This window comes from Shewanella dokdonensis (assembly GCF_018394335.1).
Taxonomy (GTDB): Bacteria; Pseudomonadota; Gammaproteobacteria; order Enterobacterales; family Shewanellaceae; genus Shewanella; species Shewanella dokdonensis.
The window spans coordinates 762211-780127 of record NZ_CP074572.1 but is presented as its reverse complement, the minus strand read 5'-3'; the positions used below and the strand labels follow the sequence as shown (position 1 = coordinate 780127).

The 17917-nt window shown below is 49.8% G+C and carries 8 protein-coding genes and 5 pseudogenes; 1 reads left to right on the top strand and 12 read right to left on the bottom strand.

What is annotated here, in order from left to right; all coding sequences use genetic code 11:
- Nucleotides 1-77 precede the first annotated feature (77 nt).
- From KHX94_RS03720 to nadK, 6 genes and pseudogenes are all read right to left on the bottom strand, one after another.
- Nucleotides 78-646: pseudogene (locus KHX94_RS03720) on the bottom strand (LutC/YkgG family protein).
- A 1-nt stretch (nucleotide 647) separates the two neighbouring features.
- Entirely contained in the window at nucleotides 648-2027 is a 1380-nt protein-coding gene (locus KHX94_RS03715) for a lactate utilization protein B (protein WP_213682412.1), read from the bottom strand.
- A gap of 10 nt (nucleotides 2028-2037) precedes the next feature.
- Entirely contained in the window at nucleotides 2038-2781 is a 744-nt protein-coding gene (locus KHX94_RS03710) for a (Fe-S)-binding protein (protein WP_213682411.1), read from the bottom strand.
- A 300-nt stretch (nucleotides 2782-3081) separates the two neighbouring features.
- Nucleotides 3082-5885, bottom strand: a pseudogene (locus KHX94_RS03705) (FAD-binding and (Fe-S)-binding domain-containing protein).
- A gap of 82 nt (nucleotides 5886-5967) precedes the next feature.
- A pseudogene (locus tag KHX94_RS03700) lies at nucleotides 5968-7607 on the bottom strand (L-lactate permease).
- A 578-nt stretch (nucleotides 7608-8185) separates the two neighbouring features.
- Complete coding sequence (nadK, locus tag KHX94_RS03695; protein WP_213682410.1) at nucleotides 8186-9067, bottom strand: NAD(+) kinase; 882 nt, start codon at nucleotides 9065-9067, stop codon at nucleotides 8186-8188.
- 101 nt (nucleotides 9068-9168) lie between these two features.
- Here nadK and grpE point away from each other — a divergent pair, with 101 nt between their 5' ends.
- Nucleotides 9169-9786, top strand: a complete 618-nt coding sequence (gene grpE / locus KHX94_RS03690) for a nucleotide exchange factor GrpE (RefSeq protein WP_213682409.1) — start codon at nucleotides 9169-9171, stop codon at nucleotides 9784-9786.
- 110 nt (nucleotides 9787-9896) lie between these two features.
- Here the strand turns inward: grpE and KHX94_RS03685 are convergent, their stop codons facing one another.
- The 6 genes and pseudogenes from KHX94_RS03685 to KHX94_RS03660 all read right to left on the bottom strand — a co-directional run bounded on the left by KHX94_RS03685 (nucleotide 9897) and on the right by KHX94_RS03660 (nucleotide 17870).
- On the bottom strand, nucleotides 9897-11609 hold the full coding sequence (locus KHX94_RS03685) for a proline--tRNA ligase (protein ID WP_213682408.1): 1713 nt from the start codon (nucleotides 11607-11609) through the stop codon (nucleotides 9897-9899).
- Between the two features lie 96 nt (nucleotides 11610-11705).
- Nucleotides 11706-12362 carry an acyltransferase gene (locus KHX94_RS03680; protein WP_244859313.1) on the bottom strand — a complete coding sequence of 219 codons (657 nt, stop codon included), beginning with the start codon at nucleotides 12360-12362 and terminating at the stop codon, nucleotides 11706-11708.
- Entirely contained in the window at nucleotides 12349-13095 is a 747-nt protein-coding gene (tsaA, locus tag KHX94_RS03675; RefSeq protein WP_213682407.1) for a tRNA (N6-threonylcarbamoyladenosine(37)-N6)-methyltransferase TrmO, read from the bottom strand. Before tsaA ends, KHX94_RS03680 begins: the two co-directional genes overlap by 14 nt.
- 9 nt (nucleotides 13096-13104) lie before the next feature.
- On the bottom strand, nucleotides 13105-13482 hold the full coding sequence (rcsF, locus tag KHX94_RS03670; RefSeq protein ID WP_213682406.1) for an Rcs stress response system protein RcsF: 378 nt from the start codon (nucleotides 13480-13482) through the stop codon (nucleotides 13105-13107).
- 65 nt (nucleotides 13483-13547) lie between these two features.
- Nucleotides 13548-14824: pseudogene (locus KHX94_RS03665) on the bottom strand (amidohydrolase family protein).
- Nucleotides 14821-17870, bottom strand: a pseudogene (locus KHX94_RS03660) (amidohydrolase family protein). Before KHX94_RS03660 ends, KHX94_RS03665 begins: the two co-directional pseudogenes overlap by 4 nt.
- Nucleotides 17871-17917: the final 47 nt, after the last annotated feature.

The following is a 17917-nucleotide window of genomic DNA, read 5'->3' as shown; positions in this document are numbered from 1 at the left end:
GATTAGTGGTGTGCTACGTCAGAATCTTAGTGAGTAAAAAGCCGCATTGCTGCGGCTTTTTTAACGGGTTTTCGGCGTTAAATCAGATACACATTTAAAGTGCAGGCACCGTGAGCACCGATGACCAGCGCTTGTTCAATGTCGGCAGTTTTTGAGGGCCCGCAATGAACACGCCAAAACCTGTGTCATCTAGGCTGATTTTCGCCAGTGCTTGGTGCATGTTGGCCACTACATCTTCGGCTTTCAATACCAGCATCAGGTTTTCGCAGATAAATGGCGCAATACGGATCCCCGCTAACTCTTCAGTGACCCAGATAGAACCATTTTCCGCTACACCTAGCTGCCCAGGGATCACCGCGTAGTTGATATCTTTCAGTGCGTGTGGATCGCTTGGCACCTCGCGGTTTCCGGCGACGGCATCCACCCGAGAGATTACCTGCTTACCTTCGGCCACCAAGGCGTCTACCTGGTTTTGCAGTGCGGCCAAGGCGTTGTCTCTAATGAGCGTACCGCCACAGGCTTTGAGGCTAGCTTCATACTGACCAATGAGATCATCCAAGCGTGGCGCAATCTCAACTTTTGGCATTGGATGTTCAGGCAGAGCGACAGACTTAAGCGCTGCCAGCATTTCGGCTTTACTGGACATGTTATTTGCTCCTGTTCTTCTTGTACCAAGCCTCAAAACTGGAGGCGGGCGCTTTTGGCAGCTCACGGTATTTTCCCCAAGCACCAGCAAACGGCTTGAGCATACTGCCTGGGAGATAGCGCAGGCTGAAACGGGCCACACTCATGGCGCAGTTCAGCAGGGTAGGGCTAGACATCAGCTTACCAACCATTGGCATATATCCGGCTTTACCGTAAGGCAGTTTGCCTGCCTCAGCTTTTAGGCGCCGTTGGTAGGCAATAATGTTGTGCAGCGGTACTTTGGTCGGGCAGACATAGGTACAGGAACCACACAAGGTACAAGCCCAGGGAATGGTATTGGTATCATCGTGTTTCGACCCCACAGCAATACCAATCGGTCCAGGAATAAAGTAGTTATAGCTATAGCCGCCGCTGCGGCGATAAACCGGACAGGTGTTCATGCAGCCGCCACAGCGGATACATTTCAAACTTTCTGCCAGCAGTTTATCTTTCAGCATTTCACTACGGCCATTGTCGACGATGATCACATGCATTTCACCACCGGGTTTTGGCCCGTGATAGAAACTGCTGTAAGTGGTGATCAACTGACCAATGGCGTTGCGTGCCAAGGTACGTAACAGCACTGATGCGGCTTCTTTGTTAGGGATCAGCTTATCGATACCCATAGAGTGCAGCGTCAGTTTAGGCAAGTTGCAACCCATGTCGGCATTACCTTCGTTGGTGCACACGACGATGGCACCCTCTTCGGCAATGGCCATGTTAACGCCGGTCATCCCCGCATCGGCAGTTAGAAACTGCTCACGCAGATGCGCACGGGCGGCACGGGTCAGATAGGTTGGGTCGCTGGCACCTTTTTCGGTGCCGATTTTTTCGTGGAACAGCTCGCCCACTTCCTCTTTTTTCAGATGGATGGCGGGCACCACAATATGTGAAGGCGGCTGCTTGTTGAGCTGAATAATGCGTTCACCTAGGTCGGTGTCGATGACCTCAATGCCCTTACTTTCCAGATAAGGATTGAGGTGACATTCTTCCGTCAGCATCGATTTGGATTTCACCAGCTTTTTCACCTGGTGTTTGCTGAGGATCTCATGAACGATGCGGTTGTGTTCATCACCGTCTTTAGCCCAATGCACAATAATGCCATTCTTCTGGCAATTGGCTTCAAACTGTTCCAAATATTGTGGCAGGTGGGTCAAGGTGTGCAGCTTGATTTCAGAGCCGAGCGTCCGTAGCTCTTCCCATTCCGGCACCGCTGCCGCCGCCCGGTCGCGTTTCTGGCGTAGTAACCAAAGTGCTTTGGAATGCCAGTCAACACGGGCTTCATCTTTGCAAAATATATCGGCCTTTTCGGCGTGGCCAACGCTGGTTTGTGCTTGTGACATCACGTGGCTCCTAGATGGCGTCGTTGAGGATCTGCGCCAGATGGCGGATTTCAATCGGCAGTTGTCGGCGGCGTATCAGACCATCCAAATGCATCAGGCAAGATGGGTCAAAGCCGACGATATATTCTGCGCCAGTATTGGCATGGGCTTGTGCTTTGTCATTGCCCATTTTGGCCGATACGGCACCTTCATCCATGGCGAAAGTACCACCAAAACCACAGCATTCATCACGAGGTTCTGGATAGAGGATCTCAACTCCTGGGACTTTTTCCAGCAATGCCGCCATTTTGTTGAATCCAGGTTTCATAGATTCACTGGCATTGGCTAATTCCAGCATACGCAAGCCGTGGCAGGATAACTGCAGGCTAACTTTATGCGGGAATGCGCGTGGGAAGCTGTCTACCGGTGCCACATCATGCAGGAACTCGGTCAGTTCGTAGAGCTTATCGATAACCGCCTTGGCTTCTGGACTGTTATCATATTCGTGAAAGTTTTCCTTGGCGGCGACCAAACAGGACGCAGCCGGGCAAACGATGGCATCGCATTCAACACCTTTAAAGGCATTGAGCAGTTTCATCACGGTACTGCGGGCTTCGTTAAAACAGCCTGAGTTAGTCATAGGTTGACCACAACAGGTTTGTCCTTCCGGCAGTATTACGTCATGCCCCAGTTTTTCGAGTAATTCCGTTGTGGCAATCGCTACTTGTGGCAGCAGCTGATTGACCAGACAAGGGATAAATAAAGCTATTTTCATGGCGTTTCCTTAGTGCTTTTATCAACTTTGCTCACATTCGGACCGGTGGCAGTGTGGCTCACTGCTTCAGCTTGTATCGATTGCCGGTTACCGTATGCGCTAGCGAATATATACCTTCGGCTAGCAGAGCAACAGTAGCTATTCAGTAAATGACAAAATATATTTTTTCAAAAATGGGAAAATATAACATATTGATTATTATTGTTTATTTTTATATTGCCGTTGGTTTTTTACCACGGAATTTTATTACATCACATAAATGAAAAAGGGAGTAAATACTCCCTTTTCAAACTCAACTTATCAGCGGCTGCATTCTTCCAACAGATAAGCCAAATGGCGGTACGATACGCCGCTGTGATGGCTCAAACCCACTTCACACATGCGGTTAGCGTAGTAGCCTTCATTGACCTCAGCTGGCAACAGTTTCTTAATGTTGCGCAGGGCTGTGGCATTGATTTCTGGTTTATACAGACCTTTTTCGCCTGCATAACCACAGCAGTCAATCCCTGCGGGTTTCACTATGCTGTCAGCACAGGCCGCAGTGATCGCCTCCATTTTCGGTTCGATGTGCATCTTGCGCGCTGAACATCCCAGGTGCAGTGCCACCTTAGGTTTCTTGGTCAGCTTCAGCTTAGGCATCACTTCATCGTGGAGGAAGTCCACCAGATCGAGGATCTTAAAGTCTGGGTTGCCTGTCAATGTACGGTAAGTGCATGACAGCGCATCAATCACAATCGGTATTTCACCGTTGTTGGAGATCTTCCGCAGTACTTCAATCAACTCATCACGTTTACCGTTAGCGTTTTTAAAGTCGCCTTTGGATTCCCACATCTGACCACAGCACAGGCTGCGGGTCTTAGGTGGCGTGATGATGTTGTAACCGGCGCGTTCCAGCAGCGTAACCACGACATCCGGCAAGGTACGATCATCGGGATCGACCGGTGTCGGGCCAAAGGTACGGCCACCACAGGCGGCAAAGTAAACAACGGTAGGTTGACCTGGTTTAGGGGTAGATGGCTGTGGCAGATTACCGCCTTTCGGGAAATCTGGATTCCAATAAGGCACTTCGGCTGAAAGCGCACGGCCAGCTTTCATCATACCGCCAGTGATGCTGTCGCCAGTCACTTTATGGATGATGTTGAGAATGTTAAAGCCACTGCTTAGCACAGTATTCACGGCGCCCCAGTTCTTTGCTTGGAAATCCAAGACCTTCTGCTGGGTGCTGGTGATATAAGGGGTACGCAGTTTACGCACCAGTTGCCCCATGCTGTTGTCTACTGGACAGGCAATGGTACACAACTGACAGGCCGCACAAGTATCAACCACATCATATTTGGCAGCAACGCGCATTTTTTCCGCGGCGGCTTTGTCACCGGTTTCCTCTAATCGGGCAATTTCACGCAGGGTGGCGATACGTTGCCGAGGTGTCAGGTTCAATGCCGATGTCGGACAGGTTTTTTCGCAGAAACCACATTCAATACAACGGTCTACAAAATCATCCACCACAGGACATGGCTTGATATTTTTGACATGCACCTGTTTGTCATCGTTAAGGATAACACCGGGGTTCAGCAGGCCTTGAGGATCGAAGATCTGTTTGATGCTCTTCATCAGCGTGTAGGCTTCGTGACCCCATTCCAATTCTACGAATGGCGCTACCGCACGGCCAGTACCGTGTTCAGCCTTCATCGAACCATCGTATTTGTTGATCACCATGTCAGCGACGGCATCCATAAAGTCATGGAAGCGGGTGATATCTTCTTCGGAATGGAAGGTCGGAGTGATGATGAAGTGGAAGTTACCTGCCAGCGCATGGCCGTAAATAACCCCTTCGTGATAACCAAATTTATGGAATAGGGCTGTCAGATCATGGGCGCAACTGGCCAGATGCTCTACTTCAACGGCAATGTCTTCGATAATCACCGAGGTGCCTTTCGGACGGGCGCCACCGATAATTGGGAATAGACCGGAACGCATTGCCCAATATTTACCGTATACCGCAGGATCGGTACTGAAGGTAATCGGGCGTTCAGTCTCAATATGCGACAGCTTTTGGATCACATCTTGAGTGTATTTTTCTAGGGTTGCTTGGTCGTTAGCGCGGGACTCAATCAATAGGATTGCTGCGCCTTCTGGCAGTTGGCTCAGCCAATCTGGCATCCCAGGTTTACCGGTAACGGCTTTGATAGACGCCCAGTCCAGCAGTTCGCTGCGGCGACACTTTCACCTTGGATGGGTGGAATGGCGCGTGAGGCATCTTCCATATTGAAGAATACTGCCAGTGCCGAGGCTTTAAATTTAGCTTCATCAACTGTGTGGTAGGTCACTTCGTTAACGAACGCCAGCGTGCCTTCAGCACCAACCAAAACGTGGTTGATAATGTCAAATGGGTCGGCAAAATCCACCAGTGAATTCAGGCTGTAACCTGTGGTGTTTTTAATCGCATATTTTTTGCGAATGCGGGCGGCTAAAGCATCGTTGGCACGGGCCATCTCTCCGAGATTCTTCAGCGATTCCAGCAGTTCGCCATGCGATTGGCGGAACGCCTCTTTTGAAGCTTCGGAGCCGGTGTCTAACTCTGTGCCGTCGGCCAAAACCAGTTTCACCGATGCAATGGTCTGGTAACTGTTCTGTGCAGTGCCGCAACACATGCCAGACGCATTGTTAGAAACGATCCCGCCGACCATTGCTGAGGCCAATGTTGCAGGGTCAGGGCCAATCTTCTTGTTCAGAGGCTTCAGTGCGGCGTTGGCATCGGCACCGATAACGGCAGCACCTAGCGTCACCTTGTTGGAGTCGGTACTGATATCGATAGTTCGGAAACCATCAAATCCCAGCATCAGCAGGATACCTTCACCGATCGCTTGACCAGAAAGACTGGTACCAGCGGCTCTGAACGTTACCGGGGCTTGATACTGGCGGGCAACTTCCAGGGTCTTCTTCACATCATCGAGCGATTCAGCGTGAACCACCACTTCCGGTACAATACGGAAATAACTGGCATCAGTTGACCAGGCAAAACGTCGTACCGGATCATTGCTGACGGCGCGTTCCCCAAGCAACTGGCGCAGACTTTCAGTTACAGCTTGATAATTGATTGACATAAGACATCTCTTTTGAACATTAACCCACATAAGTTGGCAGGGGCTGCGTTAGCCCCTGCTTCTGATCTGTTATACGTTGCGTTTAGTAACCGCCCCACACGAAGGCGATAGTGCCAGCTAGCAGGGCATAACCCAGCGCTACCGGCATCGTTTTACGAATAATTTCTGATTCACGCCCAGCCATACCGACCACAGTAGCCGCCGCAACCACGTTCATAACGCACATCATATTACCAGCGTTTGCGCCCATACCCTGCAATGCAAGGATGAGAGTGTGATTACCTTGGATATTTTCAGCCACACTGTACTGTAAGCCAGAGAACATCATGTTGGAGAAAGTCGCGCTACCAGACAAGAAAGCACCGAAAATACCAACAATTGGTGCCATCCATTCCCAAATGGAACCAAGGCTGGAACCTAACAGATTTGCCAGTGCTACAGGCATTGAAGATAAACCCGCTTCGTTGGCACCTGAGTTCAGGAAGATTTTCACCATAGGCACTGATGCGCCGAGGGAGATGATAGTCGGGATCATTGATTTACAGGAAACGGCCACCGAGCTTTTGATTGCATTCCCGTTCATGCGGAACAGGAAGAAGCCCAAAATACATACGGCAATGAAGAATGCGCCAGGCGCATATAAGGTGGCAAAACTGGCTTTCAGGCTAGTGCCCATGATGCCAGTGATACTGATGTTAAAGCTAGCCAACCAAGCTTTCAGCGGTGCCACAGTACGGGACAATACCAGCAAAGCTGCCATGATCAGATAAGGAGTCCAAGCCGCAAATTGGCTGAAGTGTGCTTCAGCATGTGCAACGGTTGCCCCTTCTTCGTTTTCGGCAAAGTCATGCCAGGGTTGTTTTGGCAGTAACCAGCCTTTACGGGCAACCGGGATAACCAATGCCATACCCACCAAGGCACCGATAACAGAAGGGAACTCTGGACCAGCAAAGTAATTGATTAGCCAAGCGGGTACGGTAAAGGCGAAACCGGCAAATAAAGCAAATTTCCAGATAGCCAGACCTTCTTTAAAGGACTTTTTGCGGCCAAAGAATCCGGTCAGAATTGCCACCATTACCAATGGGATGAGCGAACCGACAATCAAATCCATGGAAATCATGTGCATGGCAATAAAGCGGCCATAGCCAGCGTAAGTACCGCCATGTTCAGCAATCTGTGCCGCTGCCATGCTGGTACCACCTTGCAGCAGCCCCTGTTCCATACCAAACAGCACTGGCAGGCCGATAGCCCCAAATGATACACACACAGAGTCAGCGATCAGCGCTACCACTGCGGCAGCTACTGGAGGAATACCGAGCAGTACCAACAGGGGGCCGCAATGGCCGCTGGTGTACCAAAACCGGCAGAACCTTCGATAAAGGAACCAAACAACCAGCAGATAATAATGACCTGTACCCGCGCATCGGCACTGATGTTAGTAAAACCTGCGCGGATAGTGTCCATTGCCCCCGAATATTTCAATGTGTTCAACAGGAACACTGCGCCAAAAATGATGGTCAGCGGAGTGATGGCGGCCAACAGGCCTTCCACGACTGAAGCTGCCAGTAAATGGGTATCCATGTGCCAGATAAATACTGCAGCCAAACCGGTGATCACCATAGAGATGGGCATCGCTTTGGACGCAGGCATACGTAACAACACCAGGAACAGCATGACGCTGATGACTGGGCTCAGACTAGCTAGAAGTTGCAGAAAGGTCATGTTTGCCTCTTGTTTTCATGTTGCTTGTAGTTGTCATTGTTCCGGTCTGGTTCCCCAAATGGATGCCAGCCGATTTTTGTTATTTGTGGATAATCTTTGTTAATTTTTGCATCTTCAACATGATCTGGATCATCTAGAAGCTGCTGAAGAAAGCCATTTTGTGTCTATGAGAACTTGCGCAGGAAAATCATTGTATTATTTGTGATGTATATCACAAGTGTTTTTAATAGATAATGCTGTAGAGGAATGATGTTTTGATTATTTATGTGGCATTTTTATTGATAGGCATTATTTCATCTGTTTTTGAAAGTTATTGATCTGATTTTTTCACCATTGATTAAAAGTTCATATTTATTTAGAAATATCTAATGTGACGAATATCACATTAGGGGTCGCTAAATATGTTCAAAACATAAGCGAATGTAAATGTACCTTTAAAAACATATGGTTAAAAACAAGTTAAGAAGATGCTTGGAAATGACAATAGCGGGCGCATGAAATGCTCAATAAAGTGATTTTATGAAAGAAAGAATCAAAAGTGATTATCAATGGTCAGATTTTCTCTTAGAAAATCAGGATTAAAAGAGTTTACTGCCCCAACCCAGTTTATTTCGTAACACATGAAAGTAGTTATAACCCTTAGGGTGGATCAGTTTTAATTGCTCACTGGTATTACGGCGGATGATGATTTCATCGCCGGGCATGACCGCCAGCGTAACGTGACCATCGCAGCCTACTTCCAGCGTTTCGCCATTATCGGGTGACACCAGCAGCTTAATGGTACTGGAAGCATCAACCACAATTGGGCGGCAGGAAAGAGTATGAGGAAACATGGGCACTAAGATCAGCGCTTCTAGATTGGGCGTGAGGATCGCGCCACCGGCAGATAACGCGTAAGCGGTTGAACCGGTAGGCGTGGAAACTATCATGCCGTCCGCCCGTTGGCTGTACATGAACTGATCATCGATATACACCTCATATTCAATCATATGGGCAATTTTACCGGGATGCAGTACCGCCTCATTCACCGCGGTGTTAGACGCTTTCAGTTCGCCATGACGGTGAACTTCCGCTTCCAACAAAAAACGGTGCTCAGTTTCATATTCGCCTTTGAGCACTTTGGCGAGAGACTCTTCAAAGGCATCTGGTGGCAAGTCAGTGAGAAACCCCAAATGGCCGCGGTTGACACCGATAACACCGATATCATATTTTGCCAGCACCCGCGCGGCGCCCAGCATATTACCATCGCCACCGACTACAATCGCTAGATCACAGCGCTCACCAATTTCCAACAGGTCAACGGCTTCAACACCTTGGCCTAACTCGGTGGCAACGCGCTCTTCCACCAGTACCTCATGATGGCGAGCTTGCAGCCAATGCAACAAACGTTTGAGGGTTTGAGTGGTGCCCTGGTGGTGCGGTTTGCCGATAAGACCGATGGTATGGAATTCGGAGAGCATACTTTTTGGAACCCCAGGGTTGAAACAGCGAAATTGATCCCCATAATATGCGCAGAGTATGCAGAAACAAAGCATTTAAAGCATTTTTAGCCGGAGTGAAAATGAGCAACGAATCACATAAAGCAGAACAAGCGCAGATGGATGAGGCTGTCGCTGCGCAAGGTAACGCCGCGGAAGCCCAGGCGGCAGATGCCAGTGTGGTAGACGAACTGACCCAGGCCAACTTTCGTATTGAAGAACTGGAACAGGCGTTAGCTGAAGCCCAGGCCAAAGTAGCAGAGCAGCAAGATGCTGTCGTACGTGCGGCTGCTGAAGTAGACAATGTTCGCCGTCGTGCGGCACTGGATGTGGAAAAAGCCCACAAGTTTGCTCTGGAGAAGTTCGTTAACGAACTGCTGCCGGTGATCGACAATATGGAACGTGCCTTGCTGGGTGCCGATAAAGCCGATGAAACCACTAAAGCGATGTTTGAAGGGGTGGAATTAACCCAGAAAACCCTGTTGGCGGCAGTGGAAAAATTCGGTGTGAAACAGGTCGATCCATTAGGGCAGCCATTCAATCCAGAACAGCATCAGGCCATTGGTATGCAGCCCAGCGCAGAGCATCCTGCTAATAGCGTGATGTTGGTGATGCAGAAAGGTTATCTGCTGAATGACCGCCTGTTGCGCCCAGCTATGGTGATGGTGTCTCAGGGCGGTGGCGTTGATACCCAGGCTTGAGCCGAGTCGCTAAATAAAAAACGCAGCCATTGCTGCGTTTTTTTATGGGATGATACCTTGTGATCTTGTGCAGTTTATAAAGCCCCTGAACAACCGGGGCTTCACTTCAGTTAAACTGTCGCGTTTTTGATAAAATCAACAATTTCCGCCATAGGGATTTCTTGTTTTTCCCCGGTACGACGGTTCTTGTATTCAAATACCCCAGCATCGATATTGCGGTCGCCAATCACTATGGTATGCGGAATACCCAGCAGTTCCATATCGGCAAACATCACCCCTGGACGTTCTTTACGATCATCAAACAGCACTTCGATCCCGGCGGCTTGCAGATCCTTATAAAGCTGCTCCGCAATATCGGTAACCCGATGTGACTTGTGCATGTTCATTGGCAGAATGCCCACTTTGAACGGCGCAATTGCATCCGGCCAGATAATACCGCGATCGTCATGATTCTGTTCAATCGCAGCCGCTACGATACGGCTGACTCCAACACCATAACAGCCCATCAGCATGATTTGTGATTTGCCGTTTTCATCAAGCACGGTAGCGTTCATCGCTTGTGAATAACGGGTGCCGAGCTGGAAGATATGGCCGACTTCAATACCGCGGGCAAAGGCATAAACACCCTTGCCGTCTGGAGTGGTTTCGCCTTCAACCACGTTACGAATATCAAATGCCTGTGGCAGGGCGACATCACGTTCCCAGTTGATGTTGAAATAGTGCTTACCATCAAGGTTGGCACCTGCGCCAAAATCACTCATCACAGCAACTGCGTGATCAATATACAGTGGCATTTTCAGGCCAACCGGGCCTAAAGAACCTGGACCGGCACCAATGGCAGCACGGATTTCCGCTTCAGTGGCAAATTCCAGCGGTGCCAGCACGCCTGGCAGCTTGCTGGCTTTGACTTCGTTCAGCTCGTGATCGCCACGTACCATCACTGCAACTAATGGCGTTTCTTCACTGTCGCCACGAACAATCAGGGTCTTAGCGGTTTTTTCAATGGCAAGGCCGAACTGGCTGACCAGTTCATCGATAGTTTTGGCATTGGGTGTATCCACCAATTGCATGGCGGCAGTGGCTGCCGCGCGAGTGCTGGTTGGCAATGGTGACTCGGCTTTCTCGATGTTGGCGGCGTAATCGCTGCCAGTGGAGTAGGCAATCAGGTCTTCACCGCTCTGCGCCAAAACATGGAATTCATGGGACATGCTGCCACCGATAGAACCGGTATCGGCCAGCACTGGACGGAATTCCAAACCCATACGTGACATGATGTTGCAATAAGCGGTGTACATGGCGTGATAGGTATCATCCATGGTCTGCTGATCCAGATGGAAAGAGTAAGCATCTTTCATCAGGAATTCGCGCGCGCGCATCACGCCGAAACGTGGCCGTACTTCATCGCGGAATTTGGTTTGGATCTGGAACAGTGTCAAAGGCAACTGTTTATATGAGCTGATCTCTTTGCGGATCAGGTCGGTGATCACTTCTTCGTGTGTCGGGCCGAGTACAAAATCGCGGTTATTACGGTCAACAAAACGCAGCAGTTCTGGGCCAAATTTGTCCCAACGACCACTTTCGACCCACAGATCGCCTGGTTGCACCATTGGCATCAGGATTTCGATGGCACCGGCTTTTTCCATCTCTTCGCGCACTATGGCTTCGACTTTACGCAGTACGCGCAAACCTGACGGTAACCAGCTGTACAGACCAGATGCATTGCGGCGGATCATCCCGGCGCGCAACATAAGTTGATGACTGACCACTTCTGCGTTGGCAGGAGTTTCCTTTTGAGTTGATAGTAGGTATTGGCTGATTCGCATTTACCCAAGGCCCCATGAAGTTGAATGGCCGACATTTTATCACCTGCTTTGGTGATGTCACGCTGCCACTACGGGGAAATCCACAATTTTATGCTTTCAGTCCAGTGCGGAATTGATATTACTGCCAGTGCGGGGTTTTTGTCGCCGATCGCCTATGACAACCGCTGGGTTGCCCGCAACAATGGCCCATGCGGGGACATCTTTAGTCACTATGGCGCCCATGCCGATAACTGCGCCATCACCTATGGTCACGCCATCAACAATTCCTGCTTGTGCGCCCACCCAAACATCCCGGCCGATAACAATGCCACGGGATTGGCTGCTCTGGCGATACACCGGCATATCCGGTGCCATGCCGTGATTGAAGGCATAGAGGGTGACATTATTGGCGATGCGGCTCTGGGCGCCGATGACGATGCCCTTGCTGCCACCGTCCAGTGAGCAGCTATGATTAATGCTGACTTCATCACCTAGGGTGATAGGGCCATGAAGAAAACAGTTCGCGGCAATCATGCACTGTTTGCCAATGGTGATCGCACGGCCGGGTTCAGCAAATAGGGCAGCTTCTGGCGCGATGAAACAGTTGTCGCCAATGGTGATGGTTTCCAATGCGGTGAGTTGTTGCTGGATCTGTTGTTGCCAGGGTTCAGCCCACAGCAGGTGTTTGGGTTTTAAGCGATACCAAAGCCAGGGCATCCACGATAGCCGCTTTTTGTGCTGTGCCTGTAAGGTGTCAGCATTATGCGTCGGCATCGCAGCTCTTTTCCTGTCGTTGTGAAGGCGCTGGTTGCAGTTCCACTACTTCAATACCGGATGGGGTGGCGTACCAGAAGATATCCAGATCGTACAGTGCCACTTGATAACGTTTCGGGTCGTCTTTCGCCTTTTTATAGGCAGGCCGTGGATCTTGTGCCAACACCGCAATAATCAGCTGTTTAAGGCCTGGATACTGCGCGCTGATGTTAGCGATTTGAGCGTCCGCCGCCGCAGTAAAACTGACGTTTACCTGTTCCGGCGCTTGCTGGGCAATGCCACCGACGGCGTCAGGAATTGCATCGGAAAAAGGTATATAGGGCTTGATATCGATAATTGGGGTGCCATCTAGCAGATCCATTCCAGAAATCTCTAAGACCACTTTGCCTTTTTGCTGCTGGACGGCGTGCAGCTTCACTACCGACTGACCAATGCCATTGGGGCGGAAGGTCGAACGAGTGGCAAACACCCCAAGTTTTTCATTGCCACCAAGCCGTGGCGGGCGCACCGTGGTTTTCCAGCCTTGTGCGAGGTTTTCGTGAAAACAAAACAATAGCCACAGATGGGAATACTGTTCCAGACCTCTTACAGCATCAATATGATTATAGGGCGGCACCAGCTCCACATAACCACGGACAAAGTCTACCAAGCCAGGTTGTCTGGGAATGCCAAACTTCTGTTTATAAGGCGTGCGGCATACAGCAACGGCTTCGATTCTGCTATCAAACTGCATAGGTTGGGATCAGTTTTGCTGCTGCAAGCGAATGGCTTGGCCGACACAAATGGCGCTGCTGTAGCAACCTTTACCAGGTTCTTGTAACTCGGTACAGCTTTTGATAATCAGGCCGTTGGCTTTGATATCCGCGGCTTTGCGGCGGGCATCAGTACGCGCATCCGCTAAACTGGCAGGCACGCCGTTTTCTTCTATCTGGCAGGCATTTCCCTCTACCAGTCCCAAGATCTCATAGGGCACAGTTGGCTGGGTATGATCAAACAATTGCACTTCAGAAGGTTTGAAGTATTCCTGGAACGCTTTACGGTCGAGGTTGGAATTGAAGGTATAATCGCTGCCACAGGCGCATAGAAGCGCTGCCAGTGGAAAAATAACCAGTTGTTTCATGGCCGTACCTTATGGATAGAAGGGCAAATTACGCCCTGCAACGGTACAGGGCGCTTAGGCTGATTCTATCGCTTGAGGTACTTTTGATAAAGCTGACGATGACGATTATTCAGATCGATTTGTCGCCCATCTATATATAATGCCTCAATTTTACTGGTCATCGGGTCGAGAATGTCGCCATCACTCACCACCAGACTGGCATCGTAGCCTTCGGCGATGGCACCCAGCCCTGTGGCGCCGACTATCTGAGCCGCATCATAAGTAATCGCTTTTAAAGCCTCTTCTTGGGTCAAGCCCCAAGCAACCGTTTGCGCTGCTGCTAATGGCAAATTACGGCTATCCCAGTCACCGCTAAAACCAATCGCAAAAGGAATGCCGACTTTTTTAGCAATCCGGGAATTTTGAATGCTTGACCAATCGGCTCATCCGGGCGCGCTGGCAGATCGAGACAATGGGTGTAGATAACCGCGGCATGTTGTTCATTTAACACTTCGGCTAAGCGCCAGGCATCGTAACCGCCCACAATCACTAACGGCAATTGGTATTGTCTGGCAAGCGCTGCGGCTTCTTCAATGGCTTGTTGCTGATCGGCATGAACAAATAGTTTGCCATGGCCCTTGAACAGCGGCATAAGCGCCTGCCAGCGAATATCTTCTTTTTGATGTTGTTTACTGGCACTGCCTAGTTGATAGCGATATGCGGCATTGAAGTGTTGTTTGATGCGCTTAACCGCTTGCTGATAGGCTTCTGCGGCTTTTTCTGTTCGCGCTTTATCGGCATAGACGGTTGGTAACTCGGGCCAATACAGGTGATATTGACCAGTCGCGGTATGGGTGGCGTCTTCAATAGTCCAGGCATCCAGATTCACCAGTAGCGATTGGCCTGCCAAGCCGTCACCACGAGGCGTACTCTGGGCATGGGTGATACCGTTGGCGCGCACTGTTGGCAGTAGCTCTGAATCCGGGTTGTAGGCTGCCGCGGCCAGTAATTGTGGATTATCATCGCCAATATCACTGGTGTCGTTGCTGGAACGCACCATGGAAATTTCCGTGAGCCCGAGCGTGGTATCAAGGGCTATCAATCCTGGATAGATATGCTTGCCGGTCAGGTCTATCACGCGTGCTTCCGCCGCAGATAGATTGCTACCAATGGTTTTGATCTTGCCTTGTTCCAGTAATAGGTCGGTGTGTGACAAGGTGCCATTCAGCACTGTATGTACCGTGGCGTTTTTCAGCAGGGTAGCACCTTGTGGCTTCGCCGCTGGAGCCATGTCATGGGCAACGGCCGCACAGCTACAAGCGCTTAAAATTGTCAGCAACAGCGTACGTTGGATAATATTCACAGAGCTTGCTCCTTATGGCTGTGCCAAGCGTTGTATTCGGTATCACAGTGCCACATAGGTTCCGCTGGCGGCTGTGACTGTTCACCTTGTTTGCGTTCATCGCTGCTGTTGAGTATTTTCTGGATCAATGCTTGACGTTCCTGAGCAATGTCTCGTGTTTTTGGGCATCTTGTTCCCGGTCAAAGTAACGTTTACCGTTAATCCAGACTTTTTCAGTCTTGGCGTAGGCAGATAGCGGGTTGTGGTCCCACAGCACTATATCTGCCTGGCTTGCCGACTTCTACAGAACCGGTGACATCATCTACACCAAGTTGTTTGGCAGGGTTGATGGTGACCATCTTCCAGGCATCTTCTGCTGACATATCACAGTATTTAATCGATTTAGCGGCTTCCTGGTTCAAGCGTCGCTGCATTTCATAGTCATCGGAATTAATCGATGTCAGTACTCCATGTTTTTGCATTAGGCAGGCATTTTGTGGAATGGCGTCATAGACCTCAAATTTGTAGGCCCACCAATCCGCAAAGGTGGATGCGCCAGCACCATGGGCGGCGAGTTCGGGAGCAAGCTTGTAACCTTCAAGCACATGAGTAAACGTTTTGACTTTAAAGTCATAGGCTTCGGCCAAGCGCATAAACATTAGGATCTCAGACTGGACGTAAGAGTGAATATGCACATCGCGCTCACCTTTGACTACTTCGGCTACCGTTTCTAAGCGGTAGTCAGGGCGAGGCTCCAGTGTTTTACGCTTATCGCGGGAGCGCAATTCTGCATATTCTTGGCGATTGGCGTCATATTCGAGTGCTGCATTAAAGGTATCGGCAAACAGGGTTTTTACTCCCATACGGCTCTGAGGAAAGCGTTTGTTGAAGTTTTCGCCCCAGTTGCTTTGTTTGACGTTTTCCCCAACGCAAATTTGATACCTTTGTTGGCTTGTGTAAATTTCAGCCCTTCTGCGGTTTCGCCCCAACGCAATTGGATCACTTGTGCTTGCCCGCCAATAGGATTGGCACTGCCATGCAGCAGGTTAGCGGTTGTAACACCTCCGGCTAAGGAACGGTATATTGCAATGGCATCGGGATCGATAACATCGCCAATACGGACTTCTGCGGTAACGGCTTCTGATGCTTCATTAACGCCACCATTGATGGCGATATGCGAGTGCTCGTCAATAATCCCGGCTGTCAGATACTTGTCGCTGGCATCAATTATCTGGTAACCCGATGGCGTCGTTAACTGCTGGCCGATACGTGCAATTTTACCGTTGGCAATCAAGACATCTGTGTGTTGCAAAACCCCCGCAGCAGCGGAAGTCCAGACGGTGGCATTTTTGAAATGCAGTTTTTCCTCTGTGGGGAGTGCTGTCACGCCAAATGCTTGTACTGGGGTGACTTGCTGCCCTAGGTATTTGACCTCAGTAGGCGGTTTCTGTGTGGCAGTGGTCGCGGCCGCCGCCAATATCACTCCATTAATTGGCTCAACTTTGCCATCGGCCAATAACAGACGGCCGCGCAGGCTATCGTTATCACGCCACAAGCTGAAACGGCTGACGCCTGCTAACCCCATACTGCTGAGATCGGCCGTGAAATTCAGCCGTTGGCTATCGGCGGCAATGTCGCTAACGGTAAGCTCTTTATCGCCGCTACTAAAATGACCTTTGGACTTGCCTGCCGCGGTGTTTGCCATTTGCAGTGACAGATCCAACTCCTGTTGGGCAAAACTCAACTTGTAATCACCTTGCCAACGGTGACTATCTGGCAGCAGCGGGTGCTCTTTGCCTTGCAGCCAGACGCTGACAATCTTGCCATCGGTAAAGGGACTCCCCTGCGTAATGACTAAATCTGCCATATAACCGGGAGCCAGTTTGCCGGTAACGTCTGCAACCCCGGCCAATTCTGCTGCTTGGGTGGTCAGTGCGGTCAGGGCTTGTTTTTCTGTCAATCCGGCAGCAACAGCCATCTTTAACCGTGGCCAGAACGCTTTGGTGTCAATACCATGCTGAGTCAGGGCAAATGGAATATCTGCCGATGCAAGGCTAGCCGGATTCGCTGGGGCGCGTTCCCAATGTCGCAGTTCCGATAGCGACACATTGGCGGCGGCTGTTTCACTACTGACATCTGGCGCAGAGGGAAAATTCAACGGCAAAACTAACTGTGGATGGTAGGCCGCCAGTTCGTTGAGGCGGGCATATTCTTCGCCACTTCCCAACAACTGTACTTTCAGCCCCTGTTGTTTCAATAACTTGGCTGCACGTAATTCATTATTAAGATTGCCGCTATTAAATATAACGCCTTGTTCTTTTATATTACTTAAACGCTCTAAGGCAATATTAAAATCTGGCGTTTTAACCTCTTCGGGATAATCTTTGGCTTTGGCGACACTGTCATTATACCAGCGGGCATCGCTGAAGGTCTGGCGGATAAGTGCAATACTGCCCATTAATGAGGTGGGATAGTCCTGAGGTGAACTGCCCTTATCAAATGCCATAAACTGTTTACTACGGGATTTATAAATTATCTCGTGTGCTTTTTTATCTGCGAGAGATAATGTCACCGCAGTGCCTTGAAATATTCCATCCAGATGCGCACTTTGGACACTTGTAAATCCATTTGTTATCCATTTATCTGCCGCTTTTACATCAGGATAAACTTGGGCGAACCATTCTTTTTCTGCATGAATCGCACCATTTGCTGCGTTACCACCGATACGTTTAATGTTATATATCGGTGACTGGGACTTAGGTAAATTCTTGGAAGATTCTATGCCATATTCCGCATAGGGATCGATAAAACCTGGATAAATTCGCAAGCCAGAAAGATTTATCTCATAGGCATTATGTGGAATATTATTGTCCGGAAGAATTGCTTTGATCCTGTTATTTTCTAACAACAAGGTCGCATTCGATAATTGATTCCCTGGCGACACTATCAGGGTTGCATGAGTCAATGCTGTGAGTGTCGGTGTGTTATCTGCTAACTGGCTTTCTCCGGCCGCGGTTGTCAGGCTGAGCAGGGCGCAGAGACCTGCGGTGAAAGTCTTACGATTCATGAATATTCAAACCTTTCCTGGTCTTGAAGGGCAGAACTCACGTTATC

Excerpts from the sequence above, each read along its gene's own strand:
- KHX94_RS03685 (WP_213682408.1), bottom strand. The coding sequence starts at position 11,609 with ATGCGAATCAGCCAATACCTACTATCAACTCAAAAGGAAACTCCTGCC.
- nadK (WP_213682410.1), bottom strand. The coding sequence starts at position 9,067 with ATGCTCTCCGAATTCCATACCATCGGTCTTATCGGCAAACCGCACCAC.
- rcsF (WP_213682406.1), bottom strand. The coding sequence starts at position 13,482 with ATGAAACAACTGGTTATTTTTCCACTGGCAGCGCTTCTATGCGCCTGT.
- tsaA (WP_213682407.1), bottom strand. The coding sequence starts at position 13,095 with ATGCAGTTTGATAGCAGAATCGAAGCCGTTGCTGTATGCCGCACGCCT.
- KHX94_RS03710 (WP_213682411.1), bottom strand. The coding sequence starts at position 2,781 with ATGAAAATAGCTTTATTTATCCCTTGTCTGGTCAATCAGCTGCTGCCA.
- KHX94_RS03680 (WP_244859313.1), bottom strand. The coding sequence starts at position 12,362 with ATGCCGACGCATAATGCTGACACCTTACAGGCACAGCACAAAAAGCGG.
- grpE (WP_213682409.1), top strand. The coding sequence starts at position 9,169 with ATGAGCAACGAATCACATAAAGCAGAACAAGCGCAGATGGATGAGGCT.
- KHX94_RS03715 (WP_213682412.1), bottom strand. The coding sequence starts at position 2,027 with ATGTCACAAGCACAAACCAGCGTTGGCCACGCCGAAAAGGCCGATATA.